Raw genomic sequence first — 13706 nt, 5'->3', positions numbered from 1 at the left:
CCCAAAATAATTAAAAAATATTGACAATTAACTTCGTTGCATATATGGTTAATTGCATAACTAACTAACCAATGGAGTTGGCGGTGAATACATGGGAAACTTAATGGATGATACACGACCGATATTTATGCAGATCGCCGAACGAATAGAAAATGACATCATCGAAGAAACACTGCTGGAGGAGTCACAAGTTCCTTCGACAAATCAGTTTGCTGTTTTCTACCAGATCAATCCGGCTACGGCTGCGAAAGGTGTGAATTTGCTTGTGGATCAAGGGATATTGTACAAAAAACGAGGAATCGGTATGTTTGTAGCTTCTGGAGCGCGTGCAGTATTGATGGAGAAGAGAAAAGAACAATTCTATGAACAGTATGTAGTAACCATGATCCGTGAAGCTGAAAAATTAGGAATTACGTTGGATCAATTAACAATTATGATTCAGAGGGGAGACAACAAGTCATGAATGAAGTCGTTGAAATCAAAGGATTGACTAAGTCATACGGAAATGTCACTGCCATCCATGAACTCAGTTTTTCTTTGGAGAAAAATAAGATATACGGGCTACTCGGCAGAAACGGTGCAGGAAAAACCACAATAATGCATATGATCACAGCTCAGCTTTTCCCTACAAGTGGTGTCCTGAACGTATTTGGTGAACATCCGTACGAGAATAACCGGGTTCTCAGGCAGATTTGCTTCATTAAGGAAAGCCAAAGGTATCCGGACACGTACCGAATCATCGATGTACTGGAGGTATCCGAATTATTTTTCCCAAACTTTGATCGGGAATATGCTCACTCTTTAATCAAGGATTTCAATCTGCCATTAAAAAGAAGAATAAAAAAGCTGTCCCGAGGTATGCTCTCGGCTGTAGGAATTGTAGTAGGTCTAGCCAGCCGTGCTCCACTTACCATTTTTGACGAACCCTATTTAGGTCTTGATGCAGTAGCTAGAAGCCTATTTTACGATCGCCTAATTGAAGATTATGCTGAAAATCCACGTACGGTTGTTTTGTCCACCCATTTGATCGATGAAGTAAGTCAGCTTTTAGAGCATGTTATCGTCATCGACAACGGCAAGCTAATTATTAACGAAGATGCTGAAGCCCTTCGCGGGCAAGCTGTTACGGTAATCGGCGCGACAGCAAAGATCGAAGATTTTATCGCTGGCAAACAAGTCATTTCCCGCGAGTCTTTTGGCGGATTGCATACAGCCACCATTATCGGCTTCAACGTGAAGGATCAAGCACATGCTGAAAAGTTAGGCTTAGAAATCTCACCTGTATCTTTACAGCAATTAATTGTTCATCTCACAAATAAAAAATCTCTAGGAAAGGAAGTGACCGTGTAATGAATCCTACGGCAGGTATGTTAAAAATGCATTTCAGAGATAAGTGGTTATGGTTGTATACGCCTTGGGTAATCTTGTTATCCAGCTTCTTGGTAAATGTCATCGTCGCTTCTTTCCTCCAAGAACCGATCTATACCGGCGGTCTGGTTTCTATCTTCATTTATATGTTAATCACCGGTATACTCATTTTGGTGCAGACCTTCCCTTTTGCTCTGGGCTTAAGCCAACGAAGAACGGATTATTTCATAGGCACTTCCTTAATGGCTATTATAACTAGCGCCGTCTACTCAATTCTCCTCTACCTGCTCTCCATCATTGAAAGCAAACTGACAGGTGGCTGGGGTTTGGAACTACATTATTTTCATTTGCCCTATTTAAATGATGGTAATGCCCTCGAACAGCTATGGATGTATTTTGCGCTCTTTCTGCATATGTTTTTTCTGGGGCTAATGATATCCAGCATCTTCCGGAGATTTGGCCGAAGCGGTTTGTTCATTTTCTCAGGGGTTACGTTTATCCTGTGCAGTCTCGGCGTATTGTTAATGACCTATAATCAGTGGTGGGTAGACCTCTTTAACTGGTTTGCTGGATATACCGCATTTGAACTTGCCTTGTGGTCCATGCCTCTGACAGTCGTGTACGCTCTTTTATCGTTTTTGATGCTGCGTAGAGCAACCGTGTAATTCATTATCCTATAAAAAAACAGGTGTGTCCCAATAACCATGCAATGGTTGCTGGGTGCACCTGTTTTTTTTCGTGTCTTAGACTTTGATCTAGACAACAAACTTCATTGGATTCGAGCATAGTTGCGCGCGCGAAGTTGCTATGGGACTCAGCGGGTTAAGTAGCGTAGAAGCAAAATTCAGTGTCGCTATTGCAGATAGCGAAGGACCAAAACACAGATTAGTATTTCGCCAATCTGCGCGTACGAAGGCGCTATCGGACTCAGCGGGGCGAGTAGCTTAAAGCAGAACGTAGTGCCTCTATTGCAGATAGCGAAGGACCAAAACACAGATTAGTATTTCCCAATCTGCGCGTACGAAGATGCTATCGGACTCAGCTGACCTTATTCGCAGCTTTAGAGCACATTTGGATTCCTATCGGACCCCACAGTCGCTATCGGCATAAAAAACGCCAAATTCGATCCTTTTCCTATGCGATAGCTGCACTGGGGTCCGAAACTATGCTCAAAAAGCGATAAATGAGCAAATAACGTCAGCTGGGTCCGTAAGCCTTAGGTGATGATGATTCCGCGGGGTGAGTAGCTTAGTAGTAAAACACAAATTGGTATCTCTCCAATCTGCGCGTACGAAGATGCTATCGGACTCAGCTGACCTTATTCGCAGCTTTAGAGCACATTTAGATTCCTATCGGACCCCACAGTCGCTGTTGACATAAAAAATGCTAAATTCGATCCTTTTCCTATGCGATAGCTGCACTGGGGTCCGATACTATGCTCAAAAAGCGATAAATGAGCAAATAGCTTCATCTGGGTCCGTAAGCCTCAGGAGATGTTTCTTAAAGATTTCTTTCGCTTAAGCACTACCGTCTGCTGAAAAACACAAAAAAAAGGATTATAAAACTGCTACTGGAGCAGTTCTATAATCCTTTTAGCTATGCGGTCAAGAGGACTCGAACCTCCACGATATTGCTACCACTGGCACCTGAAGCCAGCGCGTCTGCCAATTCCGCCATGACCGCGTATTATAATGACTCGCTTATTGCGGTCACAAGATAGATCATACCACGCTGAGAATCCAACGTCAATATATTTCCGTCATTTTCTTATCATTCATTAATTTATGGATAATTATTGCTTTTGTTGCCGAATATAAGGTATAATGAGAACAAAAGTTCGCATAATATAAATGAGGTGATTTATAATGGCGACTACGAAGCTAAACACATCCATTATTGATGAAGAAGTAACTAAAGAAGAACTGTCCCTGGTCAGAAGCTATTTGCTGCTAACGTTTATTCATAAAGTTTTCGAACGCGACTGCCGTGTAATCAGTAGAAGCGGCCTGTTTAAGACCCCTCAGCTATATATGGAGCTCGTATCTGGTGCCACTAAGAGGACGTCACTAATGCTTCAAGAGGTTACGCGCGAGCTGAGCTCCCATGATTTGAAGATTACTACCGTTCGCCAAGATCAGCGAGGAGTCGAGGCATTATATTCCTGCAGAGGATTTCAAGGAGAGATGAATATATTATGGCCAGGCTTCCGTAGAGAAATGATGTTGCGCATGCGCGCGTATCTTGGACTGTCATCAGAACTCTCCATACTCTCCAGAGAAGAGAATGCGTCTGAACTAGCTCTAACTATATAATCCCAAATGACATTACAGAAACAGCTCCCGCCCAGTAGGGCGAGGAGCTGTTTTGTATTATGAAGATTATTACTGCGGATATTATTACTGTAAAAATTATATATTATCCGGATCTTGTCTTGGTTCACTAAATGGCTGGAATAAATAATTGCGATCCAGCTTCACTACTCGTCTATTCTGACGACGTATCATCACCTGAGAATCATCCCATGCAAGAACTATCCCTTTTACGTCGTTACTTTCCAAGCCATCGCGCACTACACGAATTTTCTCACCGGAAATCCGGTAAGCATCCAATTGCTCATCGCTAATCATCATTAATCCCTCCTGTCATAGCTTGTCCTATTTAGTCTCAGAAAAAAGACCCAAATGATAAATCATCTGGGTCTCATGTAGGCAATTAACGACTTGCATGTCTACTAAAGCATTCTTATATCAGCGCTTCATTCTTCTCAAACCAGAAGTCAAGAACTTTAGCGGACATCACACGTTGCTCCAGATACTCCACTTGGTTAGTAGTGAATTTTTCCCTCCAAGGAAAGGATAACTCTTCACACAAACCTTTGATTGTCAGAAGCTCTGACCAGGCTACATAGCGTTTGTACCAAAAAAACTGAGGATGTTCAATCATATAGGGATACAGATCGTCGAATTCCGTGTGTTTGCAGTCCAGCGCACGCTCGAAATGATCCTTGGCCTCGGTTAATTTATCAATAAAAAATTGTTCAGTCACCGGTTCTTTCCCCATTGTGACGCCTCCTCCCTATGTCTAATTTTTATTATAAAGGAAAATCCATAGGGTGAAAAGCAGTTGTTTAAAAAATAGGCCTGTTCTTATTGCCAATTAGGTTATTCCCCAAATTCGATGGTGCCTCCATTTAGAGAGGTAATTCTTACGAGTGACTCCAGACGAATGCCTTGCTCTCTGATCGTCCGAGCCCCTGCCTGAAAGCTTTTTTCAACTACAACACCAAGACCAACTAGCTCAGCGCCAGAACGTTGAATGATCTTAATCAACCCACGCGCTGCATCACCATTGGCAATAATATCATCGATAAAGAGGATTTTATCCTCTGGAGAGATAAATTGGCGAGACAACATAATATCAGTAACGATACCTTTTGTAAAAGACGGAACTCTTTCGCAAAGCGCATCTGGATCAGCTAACAGAGTTTTTTTGCGGCGTGCAAAAACTAGCGGCACCTTTAATTCATACGCGGTGGCAAATGCCACGGCAATGCCCGAGGATTCAACGGTCACAATACGTGTAATTCCTGAGTCCGCAAACCTCCCGGCAAACTCCCGTCCCATTTCCATCGTAAGCTGTGGATCAACCTGATGATTTAGCAGTGCATCCAGCTTCAGCACTTCATCCGAAACGACGACACCTTCTTCCAAAATCCGCTGTTTCAACACTTCCATGACTTTGAACCTCCAATACCCTTTATAATCGCAGACATTCCGTACAAATTAATCACTGATCATAAAGCAATTACGACGGAAGTCATGTCCTACTGATCCTCATCATAACCTGTACTATACAGAGTACACAAGGTTATCCTGCATAGCACTCGTTATGATTTTTCTTTAGCTTCGTAAAACTATTAGGAGGGGAGCCATGAAATCACATGTCCGAACATTACAGATCGCTTTCACTTATATTGGCACCATTGTAGGAGCCGGATTCGCCACCGGACAGGAAATATTAAAATTTTTCACACGTTACGGGCACTGGGCAGTCCTGACCATCCTGCTCTCAACTATATTGTTCATATGGCTGGGTACAAAAATGATGGTCATTGCTCGGCGAATAGAAGCGGAATCCTATGAAGACTTTAACCGCCACCTCTTCGGGGAACAGGTCGGAAGCACCATCAGTTTGTTCACGATGGTCGTCCTGATCGGAGTAAACAGTATTATGCTTGCAGGGGCCGGCGCTATTTTTCAGGAGCATCTCGGACTTCATTATCAGACTGGACTAATTATCACGTTGTTTGGTTCATACTTTCTGCTAAAACGAGGGATTTCCGGTATTCTGCAAATGAACAGTATTGTTGTACCTTTAATGCTTACTCTGTCACTTATCATTATTTTTAATACTTTTCAAATTCCGGGAGCTGGACGGTTCCTGTTCCTTGATAACGATCGCTCTCTCTTTGGCGCATGGATGTCACCGCTGCTCTACACCGCCTTTAATTTAGGGATGGCACAAGCTGTTTTAGTCCCTATGGCTCGTCACACAGAGGAAGAAAAATCCCTTGTATGGGGCGGTATTATTGGGGGTACCGGGATTGGTTTTATGTTGATCGCCGCACATTTCGCAATGAGCTCACAGATGCCAGGGATTCTCAAATTTGAAATTCCGATGGGCAGCATCGCCGTCCGGTTGGGTACTGTAGTGCAAACTATATATCTCCTACTGATCTTTTTGGAGATCTTCAGCACTTTTGTGGCCGATATTTATGGAGTAGCTGTACAGCTTAAGCAACGGCTTCCCCTATCAACTGCACTAATCACACCACTTCTGATGTTGGTCTGCTATTTACTGAGCCAGTTTGGCTTTAGTTCACTGCTCTCCGTGTTCTACCCAATCTTCGGAGGTTTATCATTGGTCTGGGCTGTCAAGCTGCTGCGCACGCCATGGTCCTCTCCACCAGGTAGTAATACTTCATCGAACTCAAAGGAGAAGGGGAACAGTCTCGTATCCGTAAAACCAATCACCCGAACTACACGGAAATAACCGCTGCTGTAGGAATCATACGTGCTGCCGCTTCCGCCACATGCTTGTGACAGGTCATCATCACAATCTGGCGGGAGATCGACAGTTCTCCAAGAAGTCCAAGCGCAGCATGAAGACGAGACTCGTCAAAGTTAACGAAGAGATCATCGAATAACAGCGGCAGCGATACTTGCCGTGACATGGTCTCTGCCAGTGCCAGCCGGATGGCAAGATACAGCTGTTCTGCCGTCCCTCGGCTGAGCAGTCCACTGTCCAGTAGTCCCCCGTCCTTGTGTTCAGCTTTCAGCTCTTTATGCCCTAGTGTCATAACAACCCTTTTATATTCCCCTTCCGTCAGCTTGGAGAAATAGTCTGAGGCAAGCAGTAATACCTGTGGCTGCTTCTCCTGCTCATACACACGGCGAGTTCGCCCGATTAGTTCGGCAGTTATTGCTGCCACTGCATATTTATCAGCCACCATCCGCAAGGCTGCTCTCTGCTCTTCCAGTTGCTGAATAACGGAATCCTCCACGCAGCGCTCCTTCAGATACTCCCTTTCCTGAAGCAGCTTGCCTCGTTGCTCCAGCAGGGTGTTCCAACCCTCTTCCTGCCGTTCCATCAACTCTTCAGCCAATGACCGCTCCAGCTGCAATGCTTCTGCATCATGATGATTTAATAGTTCCAGCAGAGCAGCAACCCGCTCCTCCTCCCAACCACCGAACATAGCAAGCTCCCACTGGCGAATCGATTTATTCAAATCACTGCGCCGCTGCACAGCTGCTGACCTGCGTAAGAAATCCTCTCCACCACTCGCCCCGCCTTCCTGTATCAGAAGCTCACGCTGTTCTCTCAGCTCACCTAATATCCTGTGGCTCTCCTTAAGTTCTTCATCCACATCCTGCAATCTTGACTGCATAGTTTCCCGGCGAATCAAGTCCTTTTTCAGATCATCCCATGCTCTTTTTCGCAGTTCCAGCCAGCTTAGTAAGGTTAATGCAGATACTCGTTTCCCCTCTTGCGGATCTATTTCAAAGCCAGCTGCCGCTACACCAGACTCGTCGCTAAGATCAGCACCGGACTCATAAATAAGAGCAAGCAGCTCCTCCTCAAACACATTACATTCTGCTTCCAGCTCCTTCAATCGTAAGGAAAGTTTATTCTCTTGGCGCAGCAGCTCATTCCCTTGTTCAACCATAGCAAAAATATCCGGCAGCCCTTCAGGAGATAATCCTTCTGGCAGCCTGCGTTGGCGAAGCCATTCTTCATATTGCTCTGCAGTTTCCGTGAATGCCGCCTCCGCCCGGTGCATTTCTTCAGCGAGCAGCTTCTCTTGGCCTGCCAGCGTCTCCAGCTCCGTGCGGCAGGCATCACGCTCGGCGGCATAGCGTTCGATGCGCTGCCGCCAAGCTGACCAAGCCTCCATGAGCCTGCGAAGCTCCCTCATGGAGGCCTCCAGCCCGCCTGCGTCAGGGCTGGACCCCGGGGCGGCCGTCCGCCGCCCCGGCACAACGCTCTCCGGCTCCGCCCCGGAGAGCAGCTGCCCCCGCAGCCGCAGCATCTCGGCTGCGGCTGCGCTGACGTCCCCGCCATGCTCTGGCGGGGACGCTTCCGGCCGGCGCGCTCCGCGCAAGCCGGCCCAAAGGGCCAGATCGGCCGCACCCAGCAGGCCGATCGCAAGCACGGCGCTGGCCGGCGGAGCACCGGTCAGCCACAGCGCTGCGGGCAGCAGCACGGTTAGTGCTGCCCCAGCCCACAGCAGGCGCCGGTAGAGCGCGGCCATGCGCTTCGCGCCAAGGCCGTCACTTCCGGCGCCGCGCGCTGGCCCTTCGCTGAGCTGCGCTTCGCGCCAGCGTTCGGCCGCCTGCTGCAGCTCGTCCCACAGCTGCAGCACTTCACGGGCGCTGCGCGGAGCCAGCTGCGCAAAAGATTCCGCGCCGGTAGCGTGCTCACGCGCCAGCGCCCGTTCTGCCGCTTGGAGTGACGCTGAAGCAGCGGTCAAACGGGATCGCAACGACTGCCGCGTTGCACCCTCCGCCTCCATGCGGCGGTCATAACTAGCGAACGCCGCCGCAAACTTCCGTGCAGCTTCACGATCCGCTGCTGTACCGGAGAATGAAGTCAGCTCTGCAGAGCCCCAGCTCACATCAATGCCGCGCAGAATTCGCCGCAAATGCTCATTCAGCGCTGTTAATTCTCCCTCAAGCCGCTGTCTTTCCGTTCTACGGTTCTCGTAACTGCTCCGATGCCGGTCCAGCCGCTCCAAAGCAGGCCCCTGCGCTGCTAATACTTCATCTGGAGGGTTCTTTGCCAGTTCAATAGTAAGCTCGCTTAGAAGACGTTCATAACGTACTACTGATCCCTGTGCATTACGAATTTCTCCTTCAAATGCCTGAAAGCGAGTTGCCCCTTCTTCAGGAAAGGCTAAAATCAATGGCAATCCTTGCAGCTCTAGCTGAGCCTCGCTCCACTTTAACCACAGCTCACGGACTTCCTGTGCTTTTCGAAACATCACTAGCTGCTCTCCAGTGAGCTTACGCTGTTGCTCCAATTCATCTAGCTCCGACTCCGTTGCCCTCAATGCCACTATATTATCGTTATATCGCGGGAGATAAGAACGGCTCTCAACCATTTGGCGCTCAAGCTTTTCAATGGCTTGCACAACTTTTGCTGCTTCTTGCAGCTTGCCACGAGGTTTGTACAGCTTCTCAGCTTCCTGCACCAAACGGCGTTCCGCACGCATGATTGCACCTCCACCGCCCATACCTGCATGAAAAAGAAAGCTGCTCATCTCCTCAGATTGAAGGGCAGCAAGCTCCTGCAGCTCGTCCAGTGAAACTGCGAACAATTGCTGGAACATACTCCTAGAGATCCCCCCAAGTAAATGTCTTTCCATTTCAGCTTGTCCTAGCTCTTGAGTCGTTTCATTTGGATGATTTACTGTAATGTTCAGCTTTTCATTTCTTCCTGATCCCTCAGCACCTGAAGCAAAACGGCGAATGGTCCACAAACCATCATCACAGTCACGTATCTTCAGGGTCCCCCCATGCAATCCACCTTGCATAGGTTCATACCTTTCCAAGGGATTTCCACGGCTTGGAATTCCAAACAGCATAGAGCGTATGAATTGCAGTGTCGTACTTTTTCCTGCTTCATTACGCCCATAAAGTACGGTCACTCCCTGCGTTAAATGAATCTCTCGATTGTGAAGACGCCCGAAGCCATTGATATGCAAATGTTCAATTTTCATCGTTTTGCCCTCCGGCTTGTAGATACGAAAGACTTTCCGCCGCTTCAACAGTATCATCCATCCCACCAAGCATCGTGATTCCCTGCTCTGCTGCACCACGTAGCCAGCTCAACTTCTCTTCTTGACTAGTCATAGACAACAGCTTACGCAGCTCCTGATTCTCCAATAGCGGTTTAAGCGCACTATTTAATAGTTCTTCGAGCGCTTCCGGAGAATGTTCCGTATGCTCTGCAATGCGCAGCATTTCTCCAAGAAAACTATCTTCTTCCAATAAGCGTTGGCGATCAATAGCTAAGCTGGACTCGATGGCGAACCCTTCGGTCCAGACAAGCCCTTTGTAATCTTTACGCTCAGCCCTAATCGCCTCACGGCGCTGGAGTTCTGACAGCAGATCCTCTGCCGCCCCTTTTTCAGCCAATACTTTATGTACGTCCCCTCGTCCAATCAGACGAAATCTGACCACCGACATGAGCTCCGGGAACTCCGCGCGGATGTCTTCAATAACCTGCTCCACTTTCTGTATCCATTCTGCTTCATTGCTTAATCCTTCTATAGATAGGTCTCTAACCTGCCAGCGAACGAAATCCAGTTCATGAAATTGCAGAGCGGATCTTCCAGCCTCATCTACATCCACAATATAACAGCCTTTAGCACCGGTTTCCTTAATGCTGCGCCCTTGTATATTGCCTGGATACACAATCACAGGCTTCTCATGCAGTACACTCCGTTTATGAATATGTCCAAGCGCCCAATAATCAAAACCCCGTTCGATAAGGTCCCTGCGACTGCAAGGAGAATAGGTCTCATGCAGCAAATCACCGTCTACATTGCCATGCAGCATCGCAATATGAAACAGGCGGCTGCCAGGTATACGAGAAAAGGTTACAGCTGTGTTGTTCGTCACTTTCGCCGTTGGATAAGAGATTCCACTAACGATGGCAACTTCTTGGCCATCTATACGGCGGTAAGCTGTAGCGTGTTCTGGCTTCTCTCCGCCAAATACGATAACATGCTTTGGCATTTCCGTTGTCAGACGCAGTCCGTCAAGCGGATCGTGGTTGCCATGAATCAGGAACACGTTAATCCCGTGCTCACCGAGTTCTTTGAGCGCTTCCTGAAATCGCAGCTGTCCCTGTAATGAAGCATCTGAAACATCGTACACATCTCCACTAATGACAATAAAATCAACATTCTCTTGGATCGCAACGCGGACAAGCCGCCCGAGGGCGGCAAAGGTAGACTCACGTAAATAAGCACGAATGGCTGGCGAAATATGCGCCAGCCCGGCAAAACGGCTATCCAGATGTAAATCAGCAGTATGCAGAAAGCGAAATGGAATCATAGCTGCTCACCCTTTCGTTCCTGAGGGATACTGTAAATAGGTTTTTTTAAGTTCATTAGCAACTCGTGTCAACGAATATAGGCTTTTTGCTTTATCCCAAGCGGAACGTGAAAGCTCATAACGATAAGCCGGATCAGATATCACCTTCTCTAATGCGTCAGCAAGAGCAATCTCATCATCAGGACTGACCAATAAACCATTCACACCATCTTCAATCTGCTCCGGTATTCCGCCCACATTTGTCCCCACTAAAGCCAGGCAGCTAAGTGCCGCTTCCGCAAACACTGAACCGAACGCCTCCGCCCGAGAGGGCAATACGAAAATATCAAAAAATGGCATGAATTCTTCAGGGTGCAGCGTATATCCGTAAAAAATCGTTTCATTATAGATCCCTAAATGTTGGGCCATCTTTTCCAGATCCGCACGTGAAGGACCATCGCCAATAATATGCAGTACATACTCATGGCCGCGATTTTTAAGCTCCGCGCAAGCTTTGAGTAATATATCTATTCCTTTAGCCGGAACCAGACGTGTCACGGTCACTAGCTGCGGAATAGCATTATCATGCGGAACAGGCTTAAATCTTTTTTCATCAAAACCATTCGGAATAACACCTATATTAGAAGGATCAATAATATAAGGGGCCACATAATCTGCAAAAGATCGCGACACCGTCATTAATCGATCACTAACATGCTCAAGCTCACGATAAAGTGAGACTAGAAAACGATGCTCCAAGCCATCCTCGGAAATCGCTCCATTTAGAATCAATTCCCGCTCGTAACTGGAATGCAGGGTATGAATTAACGGAGTATCAGGGAACACTTTTTTCATTGCTAAGCCCGCAATCGGATGATGAGAATGAATAAGATCATAGGGCTTACTCATCCGCAGTTTAGTCCACCATAAATAATCACGATAGGTCTGAATATATTTCTGAACGATCGGACTTTCTCCATACTGCGTCCAATCAAACGTCTCGAATATTACTTCCTCATGCCCCTTATTGCGAATCCGCTTAGGCAGCCAAAACAAATCCATCTCCCAACGGCTTGAACGGAATCTTTCCTGAAGATAAGGGATCATAGATGATACACCACCGGGTTGCTCCGGCGGGAAGAAGAGCGCTTGCAGCAAATTCATATGGTACATCCCCTTTACAATTGCCCTGTGTACTGTAAGACTTGGCAATTATGATATAGTTGAATATATGTAGAATTTCAGGTACGATTACGTTCCCCATACCTTGATTTTATCGGTATAAACATGAAACAGCAACTAAGAAAAAGGAGAATGAGCTATGAAGGAAGAACAGCTGCCTGCCTCTTACACCGCATCTATTAAAGAAATGCTGGGGCAAGAGGCAGATGCTTTTCTAGAAAGTTATTCAGCACCACGAACTCAAGGACTGCGCTTTAATCCGCTAAAAAGCACCTCAGCCATAGGCCAAGTTGCGGTGGACCGTACAGTCTCACAATTTAATTTGAAACCTATCCCATGGTGCCAGGGCGGGTTTTATTATGATGAGCCCGCTCGACCCGGCAGGCATCCTTACCATGCCGCTGGACTATATTATATTCAGGAGCCTTCCGCAATGTCCGCAGCTGAACTGCTGGCACCTGAACCCGGTGAAACCGTCCTCGATCTTGCAGCAGCCCCTGGAGGTAAAACTACGCATATCGCTGGTTTAATGCAGGGACAAGGCCTCTTAATCTCTAATGAGATTCATCCGGAACGCGTAAAAATTCTAGCAGAGAACGTTGAACGTCTGGGCATTAAGAATACCCTCGTAACCTGTGCAACACCAGAACAGCTATCTGCGCGTTTCCCGCAAGCTTTTGACCGAATTATGCTGGATGCTCCTTGTTCTGGAGAAGGCATGTTCCGAAAAGATCCAAAAGCCATTCAAGAGTGGTCTCCTGCTCATGTAGTTATGTGCGCAGCGAGACAATGGGATATCCTGCAAGACGCCTACATTATGCTTAAACCAGGGGGTACTTTAGCCTACTCTACCTGCACCTTTAACCGTCAAGAGAATGAAGAAACCATTGCTCGATTGACGGCTAGTTACCCCGATATGGAACTACTCACCTGCAAACGCCTTTGGCCGCATTTAGAAAAGGGCGAAGGTCACTTTGTAGCACTCCTGCGTAAGCAAATTGACACTGCATCCGTGAATGATGATGCCAACCACAACGCCAAAAAACGCCGAAGTAAAAACAACCCAAAAACTAATTCTTCTGTACGCGATGCCTACCAGCTTTTTCAAGACTGGGCTGCGGTAGAACTGCCTGGTCTTTCATGCCAAGGTGTGCCACTGCTCTTCGGCGAATCCCTTTATTTGCTGCCAGAATCCTTTAATGGCAATCTCCATACCGGGCTGCTGGACGGACTGCGTATTCCACGAGCTGGACTACATATCGCCCATTTGAAGAAAAATCGGATTGAACCTGCTCATGCATTAGCTATGGCACTACAGCCCATACAAGCTTCACGAAGCTTTGATCTCAGCAGTGATGGCCCGGAAATACATGCTTGGCTACGTGGTGAAAGCCTGCCTGTCCCCAGCGAATTACATGGATGGACACTTGTAACTTTAGATGGTTTGCCGATTAGTTGGGGCAAAGCGAGTTTAGGGCAGCTTAAAAATCATCTTCCTAAAGGATTACGTATCCTAAAAGCCCATATTGACGAGCAATAGGCCATAGACCAGTACAA

The 13706-nt window shown here is 47.1% G+C and carries 12 protein-coding genes and 1 tRNA gene; 6 read left to right on the top strand and 7 right to left on the bottom strand.

The window, feature by feature from the left end; translation table 11 throughout:
• Positions 1-91 precede the first annotated feature (91 nt).
• The 3 genes from NSQ66_RS10685 to NSQ66_RS10675 are packed head-to-tail and all read left to right on the top strand — an operon-like array spanning position 92 to position 2033.
• On the top strand, positions 92-463 hold the full coding sequence (locus tag NSQ66_RS10685) for a GntR family transcriptional regulator (RefSeq protein ID WP_036689422.1): 372 nt from the start codon (positions 92-94) through the stop codon (positions 461-463).
• Positions 460-1350 carry an ABC transporter ATP-binding protein gene (locus NSQ66_RS10680; protein WP_076104627.1) on the top strand — a complete coding sequence of 297 codons (891 nt, stop codon included), beginning with the start codon at positions 460-462 and terminating at the stop codon, positions 1348-1350. Before NSQ66_RS10685 ends, NSQ66_RS10680 begins: the two co-directional genes overlap by 4 nt.
• Positions 1350-2033 carry a hypothetical protein gene (locus tag NSQ66_RS10675; RefSeq protein ID WP_038569897.1) on the top strand — a complete coding sequence of 228 codons (684 nt, stop codon included), beginning with the start codon at positions 1350-1352 and terminating at the stop codon, positions 2031-2033. Before NSQ66_RS10680 ends, NSQ66_RS10675 begins: the two co-directional genes overlap by 1 nt.
• A gap of 934 nt (positions 2034-2967) precedes the next feature.
• Here NSQ66_RS10675 and NSQ66_RS10670 read toward each other — a convergent pair.
• Positions 2968-3051 (bottom strand) — tRNA-Leu (locus NSQ66_RS10670).
• Positions 3052-3233: 182 nt separating this feature from the next.
• Here NSQ66_RS10670 and NSQ66_RS10665 point away from each other — a divergent pair.
• Positions 3234-3680, top strand: coding sequence for a hypothetical protein (locus NSQ66_RS10665; RefSeq protein ID WP_076104626.1), 447 nt, complete (start codon positions 3234-3236; stop codon positions 3678-3680).
• Positions 3681-3776: 96 nt separating this feature from the next.
• Here NSQ66_RS10665 and NSQ66_RS10660 read toward each other — a convergent pair whose 3' ends face one another.
• From NSQ66_RS10660 to NSQ66_RS10650, 3 genes are all read right to left on the bottom strand, one after another.
• Positions 3777-3995, bottom strand: a complete 219-nt coding sequence (locus tag NSQ66_RS10660; protein WP_036689413.1) for a hypothetical protein — start codon at positions 3993-3995, stop codon at positions 3777-3779.
• Between the two features lie 115 nt (positions 3996-4110).
• Entirely contained in the window at positions 4111-4428 is a 318-nt protein-coding gene (locus NSQ66_RS10655) for a hypothetical protein (protein WP_036689410.1), read from the bottom strand.
• A gap of 101 nt (positions 4429-4529) precedes the next feature.
• Positions 4530-5102, bottom strand: a complete 573-nt coding sequence (locus NSQ66_RS10650) for a xanthine phosphoribosyltransferase (RefSeq protein WP_038569895.1) — start codon at positions 5100-5102, stop codon at positions 4530-4532.
• A gap of 196 nt (positions 5103-5298) precedes the next feature.
• Between NSQ66_RS10650 and NSQ66_RS10645 the strand changes: the two genes are divergently transcribed.
• Positions 5299-6420 carry a hypothetical protein gene (locus NSQ66_RS10645; protein ID WP_076214307.1) on the top strand — a complete coding sequence of 374 codons (1122 nt, stop codon included), beginning with the start codon at positions 5299-5301 and terminating at the stop codon, positions 6418-6420.
• Here the strand turns inward: NSQ66_RS10645 and NSQ66_RS10640 are convergent.
• Genes NSQ66_RS10640 through NSQ66_RS10630 form a run of 3 tightly spaced genes read right to left on the bottom strand, consistent with a single transcriptional unit; the run spans position 6407 to position 12131 of the window.
• Positions 6407-9646, bottom strand: a complete 3240-nt coding sequence (locus NSQ66_RS10640) for an AAA family ATPase (protein WP_076214304.1) — start codon at positions 9644-9646, stop codon at positions 6407-6409. The genes NSQ66_RS10645 and NSQ66_RS10640 overlap by 14 nt on opposite strands.
• Positions 9636-10988, bottom strand: coding sequence for a DNA repair exonuclease (locus tag NSQ66_RS10635; RefSeq protein WP_076140942.1), 1353 nt, complete (start codon positions 10986-10988; stop codon positions 9636-9638). Before NSQ66_RS10635 ends, NSQ66_RS10640 begins: the two co-directional genes overlap by 11 nt.
• Positions 10989-10994: 6 nt before the next feature.
• Entirely contained in the window at positions 10995-12131 is a 1137-nt protein-coding gene (locus NSQ66_RS10630; RefSeq protein ID WP_036689393.1) for a glycosyltransferase family 4 protein, read from the bottom strand.
• 157 nt (positions 12132-12288) lie between these two features.
• On the opposite strand from NSQ66_RS10630, the gene NSQ66_RS10625 reads away from it, so the two are divergent.
• Positions 12289-13689: an RsmF rRNA methyltransferase first C-terminal domain-containing protein gene (locus NSQ66_RS10625; RefSeq protein ID WP_076140941.1), complete on the top strand. Its 1401-nt coding sequence runs from the start codon at positions 12289-12291 to the stop codon at positions 13687-13689.
• The last annotated feature ends 17 nt before the right edge of the window (positions 13690-13706 follow it).

It is taken from the genome of Paenibacillus sp. FSL H3-0329 (assembly GCF_037963285.1).
GTDB classification, from domain to species: domain Bacteria; phylum Bacillota; class Bacilli; order Paenibacillales; family Paenibacillaceae; genus Paenibacillus_AQ; species Paenibacillus_AQ odorifer.
The sequence above is the reverse complement of the archived record's forward strand: the minus strand, read 5'-3'. Positions and strand labels throughout refer to the sequence as shown.

What these genes read in the sequence shown, in the direction of transcription:
- NSQ66_RS10685 (WP_036689422.1), top strand. Translation starts at nt 92, where the DNA reads ATGGGAAACTTAATGGATGATACACGACCGATATTTATGCAGATCGCC.
- NSQ66_RS10680 (WP_076104627.1), top strand. Translation starts at nt 460, where the DNA reads ATGAATGAAGTCGTTGAAATCAAAGGATTGACTAAGTCATACGGAAAT.
- NSQ66_RS10675 (WP_038569897.1), top strand. Translation starts at nt 1,350, where the DNA reads ATGAATCCTACGGCAGGTATGTTAAAAATGCATTTCAGAGATAAGTGG.
- NSQ66_RS10665 (WP_076104626.1), top strand. Translation starts at nt 3,234, where the DNA reads ATGGCGACTACGAAGCTAAACACATCCATTATTGATGAAGAAGTAACT.
- NSQ66_RS10660 (WP_036689413.1), bottom strand. Translation starts at nt 3,995, where the DNA reads ATGATTAGCGATGAGCAATTGGATGCTTACCGGATTTCCGGTGAGAAA.
- NSQ66_RS10655 (WP_036689410.1), bottom strand. Translation starts at nt 4,428, where the DNA reads ATGGGGAAAGAACCGGTGACTGAACAATTTTTTATTGATAAATTAACC.
- NSQ66_RS10650 (WP_038569895.1), bottom strand. Translation starts at nt 5,102, where the DNA reads ATGGAAGTGTTGAAACAGCGGATTTTGGAAGAAGGTGTCGTCGTTTCG.
- NSQ66_RS10645 (WP_076214307.1), top strand. Translation starts at nt 5,299, where the DNA reads ATGAAATCACATGTCCGAACATTACAGATCGCTTTCACTTATATTGGC.
- NSQ66_RS10640 (WP_076214304.1), bottom strand. Translation starts at nt 9,646, where the DNA reads ATGAAAATTGAACATTTGCATATCAATGGCTTCGGGCGTCTTCACAAT.
- NSQ66_RS10635 (WP_076140942.1), bottom strand. Translation starts at nt 10,988, where the DNA reads ATGATTCCATTTCGCTTTCTGCATACTGCTGATTTACATCTGGATAGC.
- NSQ66_RS10630 (WP_036689393.1), bottom strand. Translation starts at nt 12,131, where the DNA reads ATGAATTTGCTGCAAGCGCTCTTCTTCCCGCCGGAGCAACCCGGTGGT.
- NSQ66_RS10625 (WP_076140941.1), top strand. Translation starts at nt 12,289, where the DNA reads ATGAAGGAAGAACAGCTGCCTGCCTCTTACACCGCATCTATTAAAGAA.